Origin of the sequence: Pseudomonas fortuita (assembly GCF_026898135.2) — a bacterium.
Taxonomy (GTDB): Bacteria; Pseudomonadota; Gammaproteobacteria; order Pseudomonadales; family Pseudomonadaceae; genus Aquipseudomonas; species Aquipseudomonas fortuita.
Window position 1 is genome coordinate 5,540,642 of record NZ_CP114035.2, and the last position, 13,151, is coordinate 5,553,792.

Annotated in this window: 11 protein-coding genes; all 11 read right to left on the reverse strand. The window is 60.2% G+C overall.

The window, feature by feature from the left end:
* Position 1: 1 nt before the first annotated feature.
* The 11 genes from OZ911_RS25345 to OZ911_RS25395 all read right to left on the reverse strand — a co-directional run bounded on the left by OZ911_RS25345 (position 2) and on the right by OZ911_RS25395 (position 12,750).
* Positions 2–619: a hypothetical protein gene (locus OZ911_RS25345; protein WP_023047878.1), complete on the reverse strand. Its 618-nt coding sequence runs from the start codon at positions 617–619 to the stop codon at positions 2–4.
* Between the two features lie 117 nt (positions 620–736).
* A complete protein-coding gene (locus OZ911_RS25350) occupies positions 737–3,676 on the reverse strand; it encodes a TraM recognition domain-containing protein (RefSeq protein ID WP_023047877.1) in 2,940 nt (979 codons plus the stop codon).
* 11 nt (positions 3,677–3,687) lie between these two features.
* Entirely contained in the window at positions 3,688–6,750 is a 3,063-nt protein-coding gene (locus OZ911_RS25355; RefSeq protein WP_268968507.1) for a putative type IV secretion/conjugal transfer ATPase, read from the reverse strand.
* Between the two features lie 63 nt (positions 6,751–6,813).
* On the reverse strand, positions 6,814–7,560 hold the full coding sequence (locus OZ911_RS25360; protein ID WP_024717374.1) for an HNH endonuclease: 747 nt from the start codon (positions 7,558–7,560) through the stop codon (positions 6,814–6,816).
* A 72-nt stretch (positions 7,561–7,632) separates the two neighbouring features.
* Entirely contained in the window at positions 7,633–8,013 is a 381-nt protein-coding gene (locus OZ911_RS25365; protein WP_016489301.1) for a hypothetical protein, read from the reverse strand.
* Between the two features lie 37 nt (positions 8,014–8,050).
* Positions 8,051–8,635 carry a hypothetical protein gene (locus OZ911_RS25370; protein ID WP_016489302.1) on the reverse strand — a complete coding sequence of 195 codons (585 nt, stop codon included), beginning with the start codon at positions 8,633–8,635 and terminating at the stop codon, positions 8,051–8,053.
* 14 nt (positions 8,636–8,649) lie between these two features.
* Positions 8,650–9,273, reverse strand: coding sequence for a hypothetical protein (locus tag OZ911_RS25375; protein ID WP_016489303.1), 624 nt, complete (start codon positions 9,271–9,273; stop codon positions 8,650–8,652).
* Positions 9,274–9,283: 10 nt separating this feature from the next.
* Entirely contained in the window at positions 9,284–10,717 is a 1,434-nt protein-coding gene (locus OZ911_RS25380) for a DotG/IcmE/VirB10 family type IV secretion system protein (protein ID WP_016489304.1), read from the reverse strand.
* Positions 10,714–11,727, reverse strand: coding sequence for a DotH/IcmK family type IV secretion protein (locus OZ911_RS25385; protein ID WP_016489305.1), 1,014 nt, complete (start codon positions 11,725–11,727; stop codon positions 10,714–10,716). The genes OZ911_RS25380 and OZ911_RS25385 overlap by 4 nt, the downstream gene beginning before the upstream one ends.
* 2 nt (positions 11,728–11,729) lie before the next feature.
* Positions 11,730–12,494 carry a DotI/IcmL family type IV secretion protein gene (locus OZ911_RS25390; RefSeq protein WP_016489306.1) on the reverse strand — a complete coding sequence of 255 codons (765 nt, stop codon included), beginning with the start codon at positions 12,492–12,494 and terminating at the stop codon, positions 11,730–11,732.
* Positions 12,484–12,750 (reverse strand): hypothetical protein, encoded by a 267-nt coding sequence (locus OZ911_RS25395; protein ID WP_016489307.1) that lies wholly within the window; start codon positions 12,748–12,750, stop codon positions 12,484–12,486. Before OZ911_RS25395 ends, OZ911_RS25390 begins: the two co-directional genes overlap by 11 nt.
* Positions 12,751–13,151: the final 401 nt, after the last annotated feature.

The following is a 13,151-nucleotide window of genomic DNA, read 5'->3' on the forward strand; positions in this document are numbered from 1 at the left end:
TTCAGATAATCCACTTCTGATGCTGGAACCAGAACCAGAACGCGCCTTCGACAAACAGTTGCCCGGTCGAGACCTGCCAGCTGCGATAGGACTTCTTCATGCCGAATACCCACAGCGCAAAGCCGATCGACAACCAGTTCAGGGCGATCATGATGCCGGCGCCGGTCGCCAGCATGTAGACGAACCCGGCAACGGCGAAAAGGCTGGCGATGAAAAACGCCCTGGAATGCAGCCGGTGGTTGCGGGCGATACGGTCGAGTTCGTCGCGCTCGATGGTCGTCAGCTGTGCCTTGACGCGCTCATTGCGGTAGCGCGCAGCATGCTCGCGGACCTTTGTGACATTGTCCTCTTCGAACAAGGCGAAGTCACAGTTGTTGCAGCCCCAGCTGTGCAGCACACGCAGCTTGCCTTTCGGGCTCTGCTCAAGCTCCTGATGATCGCCTTCGGTCTTGAGCAGGACCCCGCGCTCGCACTCGGGGCAAGTGGGGCTGAAATTGGAACGCCACAGCGACTTGATGTGCTGGTTGCCCATGCGCAGCTGGTTCACGCCCAAGGCCGCCATGGGCATGGTGATGAACGCGAACTTCGCTGCCTTCTTCCCTGAATCGAACAACCCCATCACGTCACCCTGGCATGCAAAAATTCTAGTTTCTGATTATCTGTTAGATATCTATCGTCGTCAATTTATGACACCAATTAGAATCTGCTTCCGACCAGTGGACGGGGGGCTCGATGCCTACTCATGCGGTTTGTTCTTCATCAGCGCGCGGCATTGCGCCTGCAGTTCATTCAACCGTTCACGCATACCCGCCACATCCTGCGCCTCAGGCGCGGGCGCTACGGAATAGGCCGTTTCGCGAGCGATGGCATCGCAGGCTTCGCGGATGCGTTCTTCGGCGGCCCACTTGTCCGACAGCGATGCAAACCCTTCACCGGCAGCCATCACTTGCATGTCGAGCATTTGCTTGGGCATGACGATTGCCAGTTCACGGGCCCATTCATCGTCCAGCGTCTGCTCGTCCGCAGCCGCAACAGCGGGCACTTCTGGCGCCACCGTGTTCCCGACGATCAGGTCCGCCACCGCCAGAATGCTCGCCTCGATCGCCCCCGGGCTCAGTGGATCCTCCTGGGCTGCCGCTACGGGCGCAGCGGGTGGCGTAACGGGTGTCTCCAGCACCTGCTGCGGAGATGGCGCAGCCGGAGCCGGCTTTTTCAACGCACCGGTCAAATACCCCCCGAGCACGGCGAACGAAGTATCCAGCCTACCCAGCAGTGGCCGGTCGGGGTCTGCGTAGTTGTGTTCGAACGCACTGTGCATACGGGCAAAGGTAGGGTCGCCCTTGACCACCGCCCGCACCCGCCTGGCGAACGAGCCATCTTTCAGGCTGTCGACAAATGCCTGGCGCGATTGCCTGTTCTGCGGAAGGTCTGACGGCTCGGGCGGCTCGACCGGGATGAAATCGTTGATGCGCATTTCTTTCGGTGCCGGGCCGGCTGTGTAGAAGCCCATGCCGCGGATAAGGGCCACACCGCCGGTTTTGCCATTCTGCGATTTCTTGCCGACCAGGAAGGTGAACTCGCCGTTTTCCTGCATGGCGACGTCGTCGTAGTTCAACCGGCTGCGCTGCTCGATGCCGATGTTGTCCGACTGGCGCAGCTTTTCGTTGCCCGCAGTGCGTTCGAAATTGCCCAGCATGGCCTGCGAAGACTCGGCCGCCGCGCCCTGCACGCGCCGCCAGGTTTCCGATTCGGTGCCCGAGGTCAGGCGGCCGACGGCGCGGATGTTGGTGTTTTCCCAGGTGGCATCCGCTTCTTCGGCGCTGGATTTCTTCAGCGAGGAAAAGTCCTGCGCCGCGAAGGTGACACTGAAGCCCAGGCTACGCGCCTGGGCCGGGGCCACGGCGAAGCCGACCACGGCGTAATAGCCGTATTCGTCGAGGATGGTATAGAACGGGAACTTGGAGCCCGTTGGCCGGCTGTCGATGATTTCGCGTACCACCCCTTCGACCCGGTTGCCCAGGCAGCCGGCCATCATCTGCTTGATGCTGCCTACAATCATCTTGCCAAGCATGCGCATGCTGTCAGGTGCACGCTCCAGCGCCGGCAGCAGCACCACCAGCAAGCGGCGGTTGATCACCACATCGTAGAAGTCCACGTCACCGACGCGTGTCTTGAAGATATGGCCGTAGTTGAAGGTCAGGTCGTTGAAGATCCGCCCGAGCTGCATGACGATGTAGCCGTGCTGCTCCAGGGTCTTGGTTTCCTGCTTCTTGAACTTCGCCTTCTGGTAACCCGGCAGCGTCAGCAGGTAGGAGCGCAGCGGGGCCACGATCACATCGAACATCTCGCCGTACTTGCCGCCGTGCTCCCACACCAGTTCTTCGATCACGTTCAGCTCGAAGTACTCCAGGTACTTCTCGGGGGACAGGTTGATGTGACCCTTGTCCCGCAGATAGGTCAGCGGCCGCGTCAGGGCTGCCACGAACATGATCGCCCGCCCCTTCCACATGTCGCCGCCGCCACCGGAGTCATCCATCAGCGACACGATCAGCTCGATCAACATGCCCGACGAGGTATTCCCCATCATGTTCATGTTGTTGGTCACCTTGTCGACCTGCTTCTCGACGAAGTCGCGGCCAGAGGTGATGAAGTTGATGATCAACAGGTCATCTTCGCGGCCGAGGTAGCGCGACAGGCGGAAGATTTCCTTCTGCAGCTTGGGGTCACCCTTGCCGTCGACGTAGATGAAACCCGTGTTCTGCACCAGGGCGTTGAACACGATGCCGAGCAACAGCTCGGTGTTATGGGTGACCAGGCTGTCGTCGGTGATATACAGGTGGTGTGGGTGATCGATCTCGATGCACTGGCAGGGCGCCTGCCCGGCAGCGTCTACCTTCCACACCTCGGCCCAGCCATTGAACTTGGCAGACCCACGCTTCTTGCGCACCTTGGGCAGCATCACCACCACGCCACGCCCCATCAGCTCACGGATGGCATCGGTCGTCACGGTGTGCGCTGCTTCGCTACCATCCTCGCCGCGTGTAAGCACTCGCCACAGGTGGTCACCGGTGGCCTGGGCCCTGCGGCCGTCGCGGGTGGCAATCGTCCAGATCGGCTGAACGCCCTGCTCGATCACCCGCAGCACCGCAGCCTGCTTGCCATCGGGCGTGCACACGCTGTCTCCGACCCGGATGCGGCCCATTTCCACCCAGCCGCCCGGCGTCAGCACCTTGGCATGCTTGGGCTGCGGCTTACCGGAGCCCGTGGTGCCCAACACCAGCTGGTGCGTCCTCAGGTCGCTGTCGCCGGCGTAGATCTGCTCCCGGGTCTCCAGGTCATTGCCGAAAAGGGTAACCCCCTCGCCTTTCTTTTTGCCCTTGTACGAGCCGTCATTGACATCCGCCAGCTTGGGTACCCGGTAAGGGAAATCGAAGGCACGGTTTTCGACATCGACGAACTTTCGCTTGAACACCCAGGCCAGCAGCAACAGCAGCTCACCCGAGAAGGGCACCTTGATCGAAACCAGCGCCAGGATCGGCAGCGCGAAGGTGCCAAACACTGCGCCATCAGCAGACTGGAAAAAATCGCTGAAGCGCTGCCCGGCCAGGCGCGTGTCTTTGCGCCGCCGGCTGGTGCTGACTTCATGCTGACGGGATGCGCCCTTGTACTGAGCCATCTGTCACTCCCTCACACTACGTCTTCGTATGCACTGGCGCTGATGTAGTCAGCGACCAGATCCTTGGCGATGCGCGCAATCACGGACTGCTCCATGTCGTCATCGACGAACTCGACATCCTTGAACGTCTCGCGCTTGAGCCGCTCCACCATGTCCTTGCAGCCACCCGACGGGAAGCGGCGGGCCAGCAATGCGAGCGCGTCCGGGCGCGGCATGTGCTCGTAGAGCATGGTGCGCAGTTTCCGGTCCTCGGCGGTGGTGGTCAGTGCCCACAGGCGCATCGGCCCTGCAGACATGGTGAACAGCTGGCTGTAGGTGGCGTTCTTGGTTTCGAAGCGCGCCAGGAAGGTACAGCCATGCTTGTTGGCCCCGTGCACGAAGTTGACCAGCGCATGCTCCTCGGTGTCGGACAGGCCGATGTTCTTGCGCAGCCAGTCGCGGGTCTCCTTGGTACCCGAGTCGAGGATGAAGGTGGCCGTGGCGATCTTGGTCAGCTGGCCGAAGTCTTCCATCAACTGCGAAGCCAGGATGATCTCCATGTTCCACTTACGGGCCTCACGGCCATCGGTCTGCATCTGCTCCTGCAAGCCCACGTGGCCACCGGTCTTGTGGAATTCGTCCATGCACATGACCTTGTATTCATCCACCAGGTCCGCCACCAGGCGCTCGTAGAATGGCAGGTACTTCTCGGTGAAGAACGGGAAGTCCTCCTTCGAGAAGGCCACCTTCTTCATGAAGCACTGGCGGGCGATCATGTACATCAAGGCCGTCTGCTTTTTCGCCGATGCAGAGCCTTGCAGCGCCACGTCCTGCAGGTCGAGGGCCACGATGCGGGCACTGCCCACGTCAAAGCGGGTGTGATCGGAGAACACCGGGAAGTCACCCACCGCCTCGCGGATACCCAGGATGAAGGCGTCGACCAGGCTACGCCCGACCTCGCCGGACCCCTCGTATTCGGCCCGCACTTCCTCGGTCGACGCCACCGCCACCAGGTCATTGAGGGTTGGCACCGCGTAGCGCTGGGTCACCTCTGCCTCGTACACCATGCCGGCATCGAACATCGCGTCGACCAGCTCCCAGTAGGTAGTCGCCGGAAGAATCCGGAAGCCAAGCTGCGCCACGGCAGTATCCACGACATCGTTGTGCCCCGGCTTGTAGGTTTCCGGGCTGGCCCGCTCGATCTTGTCGTCCTTGCGCCGATAGGCCAGGTCAACCATCCGGCCGACGAAGTTGCTCATCCCTTCATAGGGTTTTTCGCGCTCGGGCGGCGTCACTAGAATGGTCAGGAAGTTCTTGTTGAACTCACGGTCTTTCGGCAGTGGATAACGTTGGCCCAACGGCGTATCCAGCGGGTTGATGCAGTCTTTCCTGGCATTCTGCAAACGTTTGTACACCACCAGGTGATGAAGCCGGGGGGGCAGGTTGTCGCGCACCAGGTCACAGAAACCGGACGAGGAAATCCCGATGTCGGTGATGCCGATGTAAGGCAGGCCGGTCAGGCCCGGCATCAGGCAGGATTCGAAGTGGTTGTTGTTCATCAGCACCGACTTGCCCGAACCCGGCTTGCCTGCGATCAGCGTGATCCAGGTGGTCTGCTGAGACGAGAAACGCTGGTACTTGAGGATCTTGCCGTCCAGGCTGCGGTAGATGGTCGAACCCTCCTGGAACGGCGAGGCTGGCCGGGTCAGCGGCAGCATGGCCACGGCATCGCCAAGCGGCGCTGCGGCAGGGTCGCCAAGATGCTTGGTGGTCAAGGCCAGGCAGTTGGACTGGAACGCCTGCATCGGGTTGCCGGTACGCTCGATGAACACCGGTTGGCCCCACGACTCCAGCGTGCGCCAGAGCTTCGACTTGCGCAGCGCAAGCTCCTTCACGCCTTTCTCGTCCGGGCTGGCCCAGGTCATGGCGGCAACCTGCAGCTTGACCATGCACTCACCGTCACGCACCCGCTCGCGCAGCTCCTTGGTGGCCAGGTTGATGTTGCGGTTCTGCTCGGAGGTTACCGAAAGCAACTGGGCAAACAGGCTTTTCCAGGCCAGCACGCTCATGCCATCGGACGACAGCATGATCGACACCGAATACGGCAAGGCGCGTGACACACCGTTTTCCTGGGTTTCCGCGCGGTTGAGGCTGTTGAACAGGGTGTTGAAGTATTGCGGCTCTGCCGGTGGAATCGACATCAGCAACGGCGCATACACGCGCGAGCCAACCCGCACGCTGGTAGGGTCGGGCAGCAGACTGGTGCGCTCGCCACTGCCGATTTCAGCCGACGTGACCATGATCTGGCTGGGCAGCGTGGGGTACATGAACTCTGACATGTCCCCACTGCGCTTGCTGGTCTTCCAGCGCATCGGAATGGCGCTGCCCGGAATGTAGGGCTTCCAGGTACGCGGCGTGATGTCGGGGTTCACCTTCGCGCGGATGGCGCGGATTGCTTCACTGACGTCGAGCACATCCGCCGAGCAACCGAACTCGGGGGACGTCAGGTCTTCGGAAATCTTGGTGACAAAGGAAAGGTGGCGGTCCTTGAGGTAGGAAATGGGCCGCAACAGGTTCTGCGCTTCGGCGGTGGCCGGCCATTCCGATGCCTTCCTGAACTCGTTCAGCGCCTCGCGCGCCATCGACCGTTCGGTCTGGTCAAGCAGCGCGGACCGCGACCAGAACACCAGGTAGCATTCTTCGTCATACACATACTGGGCGTACTTGCTCACGCCCTCGTTGATCAGGTGCCGCACGTTGAGGTTCAACCGCTCGGCAGTTGCTGCCTGCTGCGAGGCGTTCTGCTCCAGCGGCGCAGTCGCATCCAGGTCGCGGCTGAAGACAATCTGCAGGTGATGGCCGCGCACCTTGAAGTACACCGAAAGCGACGCTTCCAGCAGGCTCACCAGGCGCTCGAACTGTTCGCGCCCCAGTACGCTCTTGGTGCCGTTGAAACGTACGATGGACGCCAGTGAACCGTCGTTGGCGACGATGGACTGCCCACCGTCGACCGTTTCAAGGTCGCAATAGTCCTGCACGTCTGCCTTGAGCTGGCTCAGAACCGTCAGGATCACCGCCTCGAGTTTGTTAAACATTTCCTTGTTCTTCCTGTGTAAGGTTCTCAATGGCGAGGCTGATCAGCTCTGCTTCAGGTTGCATCAAGCGAATTGCTTCAGTAGCTGGCCGGTCAATGCCGACCAGTTGCCGGGCAGGAACAAGGCGCGGTTATTGGCCGCGTAATATTCAAGCTGCCCATCCTTGAACGCGCCCTTGGTTGGAAACAGCCGCAGCGGGGCCAACCATTCAGCACGTCTTTCATATTCTTCATCGCTGACAAGTGTTTTGCTTGCGAGGGTTTCGGCCACACTCAATACCGTGATCACTTCTCCGCCGAATACGTCCTTGAGCGTGTCGCCACCGCGAAATTGGAACGCTGCCAACAGGCTGGTCAGTTTCTCGTTGACCGCCCTGTCGCCGAGCAACTCATTGACATAGATGCACCGGGCAATGTTGTTGATCTCGGTTTGTGTCAATTCCTGAACTGCCACGAAAAAACCGGTGCCATTCATGGCGCAGGCACCCAAGTGATGAACCTGGCGGCACAAGTTGCACGCGGTGATCAGGTTGTCCTTGGTGCAATTGTCGGCATTGCCATCCAGTGCATGGAGTTCCTGAAACTTGGCAGACTTGAAACCACAGAAGCGACAGGTGTAATTGTCGCGTTGCCACACCGAAGTGCGCAGTGTGTTGTGCGCTTCACTGAACAGTTTTCGTTGATCATCGTCAGAGCGCCACAGTGGCCGGCGCACGCCGAATACCGGTTGGTTGGCAGTACGGCTGACATAACCACTCGCCAGCGTGGGCACAGTCACTGCCCTGCCCTGCGCAGAGTTTGTTTCGCTCACGTCCGATATCCCCGAAACTGTCTGGAAATTGCGGGGCCTGGCGCCCCGCTTTAGGGTCAGCGGCGCGCAGCCTTAGTTGACCATGGTGTTGCGCATGATCCACATCACGGTGCCGACACCCGCCATCAGGCCACCGATGAACAGGCCGACAATGGCCGACATCGGCTTTTCACGCTCATCCTTCGACGCTTTCCACAGGGTGTACAGCGAAATGGCAACGACCACGAAACCACCAATCGACACCAGCGAGATCAGCAGCGTGGCGCCGCCCTGAGCGGTATTGTCGATGTTGGTCATCACGTCGTCAGCGGTCTTGCCGCCCGAGGTGTCCTGGGTCAGGTCAGTCTTGGTAATGGCAAATGCCGACGGTGCTGCCAGGGCACCGATAACTGCAGTGGTCGCACGAACTTTGGCCGAATCGTAAGCAGCTTTCAGGGTTTTGAGTGCTTTCATGAGTGACGCTCCTTGGGTTTCATATTTCGAAAAGCCGTTACGACCACGGCGTGAAAAGTCCAACCAGATTGAATCCGATTGTGTTGTTGAGTACATCGCTGAACCATTTGAAGTTCCACGCCAGCACACCGCCGATGATCCATCCACTGGCGGTCCCCAGGCCGGCCTGAGTTTGATTGTTGTAATAACCGTTTACCGTCAACCAACCTTTCACCATGGCAATCAGACCGACCACCTGCATGATGCCCAGCAGGGCGAGCGTGGCCAGTTGTGCCTGTTGCTGCAACGTGGTGCCGGTAGAGGAATAGGACAACATGCGCGAGTTGGCATAATCCCCGGTCAACGTTCGCGACATGATCCCCATCCACTCCAGTGTGCCAATGGCCAGCAAAATAGAGCCGATCACCAGTTGCACACAGGCGGAGCCGACAGAAAAACGCTGTCGCCCGGCTACATACTTCAATGCGTTGTCATGGGTAACACCCCAGATTTCAATCAACGCAGCACCTGTCAGGTAAAGACCGATAAGTGCGGCAATACCCTGGCACATCATGATCGCCGTCGGGATTACTTTCCCGATATTGACCAATACATCTACTAGATCGGCAAATCCGGCCGCCATGGCAACGTCCTTGTTTAAAGAGCGGGTGAAGTCACTACAATACCGCTGTCGCGATCAACTGAAAGCACCTTCAATTCGCGCTGCACCGGTGGCAACGTGTCGCCGGCCTTTACGCTGTCTTCACTCTCACCATTCTTCACCCAGGCCCGGTGCCCGACCACGGCCTGCACTTTGTAGCCACTCGATTGCGGAATCGGGTGAGCGCTTCTGGCGTACCCCTGCGACGCGGCAGGTGCTGGCGCCCTGCGCGGCGGCTTGACGATTTCCACACGCTGACGGTTCTGCTCGTAGCTGTTCATGCGCTGGGCCAGCTGGGACATGCTGTTATCCAGGTTCTTGATCTGGCTCAGCAGCAGCTGGGTATTGCGCTGCGATTCCTCACGCACGATCTTCAGTTGCTTTTCACTGTTCTCCTGGGCTTGCAGGGCCGCTTGCGCCTGCTCCCTGGACTTGGCCAGCTCGATGCTCAGCACATCCATGCGTGGCTGTTGTGCCGACTGAGCCTGGATTTGCGCTGTGCGCTTGGCCTTGGCGACCGGCGACGAGGAGGCCTTGATCACGACCACGGCGACCACGATCAGCGCCACGAAGCTACCGGCAAAAACGCCTATGAGTTTTCCGAATGACCAGTTCTTCATGTCGAACTCCTTATCGAGATTGATCGTGAACGTCTTGCAGGAAGAACAGGCCAAAGCCTTTGTTCGCAGGTGTTGCGTAGGTAGCCGGACGGTTGAACCCACGGCGTACTTCCGACGCGATCGCGGTACCCATCTCGCCCACCGACGAACCGATGACCTGCTTGGTCGAAGGCTCGGTCGTGGTCTGGGCCACTACACCGCTGGGGCTGATGATCGTGGTACCTGCCGTCTGCTGGTAAGCCCGACCGTAGCCAGACAGCAGCGAGGCAGCCCCCAGGGCGAAGTAGCGCTCCATGGTGTGGTGGTCCTTGGTCTCGGCAATACCCTGCTTGGCATCATCCTCTCGCAGCGCCACGGCGCTGATGCGCATGGTCGGGCGGGAATCGTTCACCGGTGGCGCCAGAATGGTGAATTTCACACGGATGTTGTCCGGCGCCTGTTCGATCTTGCCGATCAGCTTGGAGCCGTTCCATTTGCCGCCACGAATGGTTGCCAGCACGTCGCCGCCGTCGTCGGTGTTGACCTCCGCATCCAGCGTGGCGTACATGATGGTACCGGTCTTGATGAGCAACTCCCGGTCGGTGTCACCCACGGCCTCGATGTCGTTGGGGTCCTTCTTGTTCTTGTCGTTGCCGGCACGCAACACGCCATCACGTTCGCTGCTGCCAGCACGCTCGGTCGGGTAATAGCTGACCGTGCTGAAGCTGCTTTTTTCGGCGAAGCCTTTTGCGCTTTCAGACTCACCCATCAGTTGCTTGATCGACTTGAGCGTCTCGGCCTTGAGCTCGTTGACGTACAGGTCGCGCTGCTGCTCGGCCTTTTTCAGCTGCTCTTCCAGGCGCAGGCGTTCCTGTTCATCAGACTGTGCGTTGCTCGCGCCGGCGCGCTGGTTCTGGGCGGCCTCGCGGGGCGGCTGCCCCGCCCCGACATAGATCGGCGGCGGCTGCATGCTGGCATCGTTGTACGGCTGCCCGGGCACATTGAACTGGGCATTCTGGCCACGGGCAGCATCCCTGCCGGTGGACTGAACGATATTGGGGTCGAAGCCAGGCTGGTACGACATGCCGCGCTCGGCAGCCTGCTCGGCCTCCAGCGAGCTTCGCTGGTTGCGACGCTCCGCCTCGGCAGCGGAAATAGGGTCGACCGACACCTCGGGCTGCGGTGCACGCGGGACATCCACCGTAGAGGCCTTGCCGACAGGTTCGTCCTTGCTGGTCATGCCGTTGTAGGCCAGCGCCCCCAGCGCAAGCACCACCAGGCCGGCCGCGATCAGCGACACCTTGCCCACACCGGAACCGAACACGGCGTGCAGATTGCGCTGCATCTCATCGGACTTGCGCGCCTTCTTCACGTGCGAGCCAGCCGGCCCGTCGCGGTCGGCTACCAGGTGCTCGTCCTCTTCATCGAAGCCCGAGTCGTTCGGCGGCATGTTGTGATCACTCATTGCAGATTCCCTTGCTCGATGAAGACGGTTACGGCTTGCCCGCCAGTCGTGAACGTGACGCTGTTCTGCAGGCCCGCGTAGCGATACACCGCCACACCGGTGGTGCTTCGCGCAGCGTTGGTGTAGGCCGGGTATTGCGCATCAGCCTTGGCTTTCACGTACATGTTCGGGCCATAGCTCCAGGCCTCGACGCCCTCCAGCCCGGTCACCTTCAGGCGATTGGCCTCTTTCGGCGGCACACCATCCAGGAAGTAGGTCAGCGCATCATCGATACCCGGCATCCTCAGCATTGCCACAGAAGCCGCAGCATCCGGATTACGCCCGGGTACCTTCGCATCCACGCGCATGTCCACTTCTTCCTGGCCGGCAGCCAGGATCAGGATGATGGGCGTGGCCAGCCCGCGCAGGGTGACGGTGACGTTGCCGTAGGCCGCCGCTGTGGCGGGGTCCAGGGTGAGGATGTTGGTCGGTGCGGCAGTGCCGTTCTGTCCGTTCTGACCGCCTCGCTCGCGCCCGTCGCTGAAGAGTTCGCGGTTGATCGACACGTTCTGGATCATCCATGGCTGCCCGGCATAGTCGGAGAACACGATCGACGACTGCTGCCCCTTGCTCAGGCGAACGATGGGTGGCGACACGCCCGGGTCCAGGTTCAGTGCAAGCGTGCGGGTCACAGGTTTGGCCGGGCTTATGTAGGCCGTGGCTTTCTGCTTTTCACGCTCCAGCCATAGCTGCTTGATCAGCTCTACCTGCGACGACGTCAGCTGCGAATCCTGAACGTCCTGTACCGTGTCGCTGATGACATCTTCCGGGCGCGGGTAGACCACTTGAGCAACACTGGATACTTGCCGGCCCAGGCCATTCATCGGTGGCTGGGGCGGAGCTTCGCCAGCTTGCGTCGCGCCAATCTGCCCCATGCCACCCTGGGCGGCCGGCGCTTCTGGCGCCTCGTTGGCAAATGCCGGCATGGCGATAGCGCTCGCAAGCAACGATGCGATCAGATGCTTCTTCATGGTCACTTCCTTGAGGTGTACGGCGACAGCTGAACAGAATCGACGGCGATGCCTTTGGTGTTGGTGGCCGAAGCGGGGATCTGGACGATGGTTACGGCTGCGAGGAAATCCTGGCGCGAGCGTGCTTGCTGATCACCGCCGACATAGAACTCGATGGCAATCGGCACCTGTACCACCCAGTAGTTCTGCCCGCTCGCCAGCACACCGCTTTCTTCGACCTGGGCCACCTGGGTGGCCATGGCCCGCAGGATCATCCGCCCCTTGAGCACGCGCTCCAGGTTGCCGGAATCGTCAAGCGTCTTCAGGAAGGCCTTGCGCCCCTCATCGGTGTACCAGCGCGCACCTGCGGCATTGAGGTTGGAGCGGTAGTTCACATAGTCGTAGGAGTACGAGTTGACCACCGCATCCTTGGCGTACTCGGCCAGCGTCGCAGGGGTGACGCGCGGGTTGCTTTCAGTGGAGACTTCACAGATGGCATGGTTGTCAATCGTCGGAATCCAGCGGTACTTCGGGTACCAGAACACCACCGCCGCGATGGTTACGCCGAACACGCAAGTCAGGGCCAGCAGCTGCCCCCAGACGCGCTTGTTACGGCGCTTGAGATCCAGGCACTCCAGCTGCAGACGCTTGACTTCCCTGACGGTGGCTGCGGCCTCACCGGGCGTTTCGTCCAGTGCCAGCTCCAGCAGCTTTTCTTCATCGGTGCCCCGCCGGGCCTGCGGCGCATCACCATCAGGGGTTCCGTGCTGGGTTTCCTTACTCGACATTGCGGATTTCCCCTGTCGTTCCGTCGTAAATGCAAATCGAGTCGGTTCCGTCATAGAACACGACATTTTCAAAATTCGTTTGCGTCACCAGCCAGATGGCGGCCACCGCTACACAAGGCAGCAAGCCGATGCAGGCCCACTCCCCGATATCCAGCAAAACACCCAGCAACCGGTTGTAGCGTCGTAGCGCGCGAACATCCACATCCTCGCCCGCACCGCTGCCCCATGACGTTGTGGTTGGTCCCAGTTCGTCCATATCTCGCTCCATGAAGCAGCATTTTCATCCAAGACTTAGAAATGTGCAACAGCGAAATTTTGACAGATTTGGTTAATACCTGCAATCCGCGACGCATTTCTGCACACCCATGTAAAAGCTTTTGACGCTAAATACCCAAAATCAAAGCGGGGCGCCGGCCAATACGGCCACGCCAAAATCAGGGCTATAGCCCTGATTACACTGGGGAAATCAACGAATTAGGTGGTGTTTACTGCACCTCGCCGGCATGCACAACAGCGCTGACCGGCCTACTCTAAAAAATTACCGTCGACCTATATTTTCGATGTGCAAAACCTGACCATTCGGACATTTAAAATGGCTGAAGTCAGCGGTCGGAAAAATGTGCGAAAAGCCCTGAAGGCCACGTAAACCGTGATCTC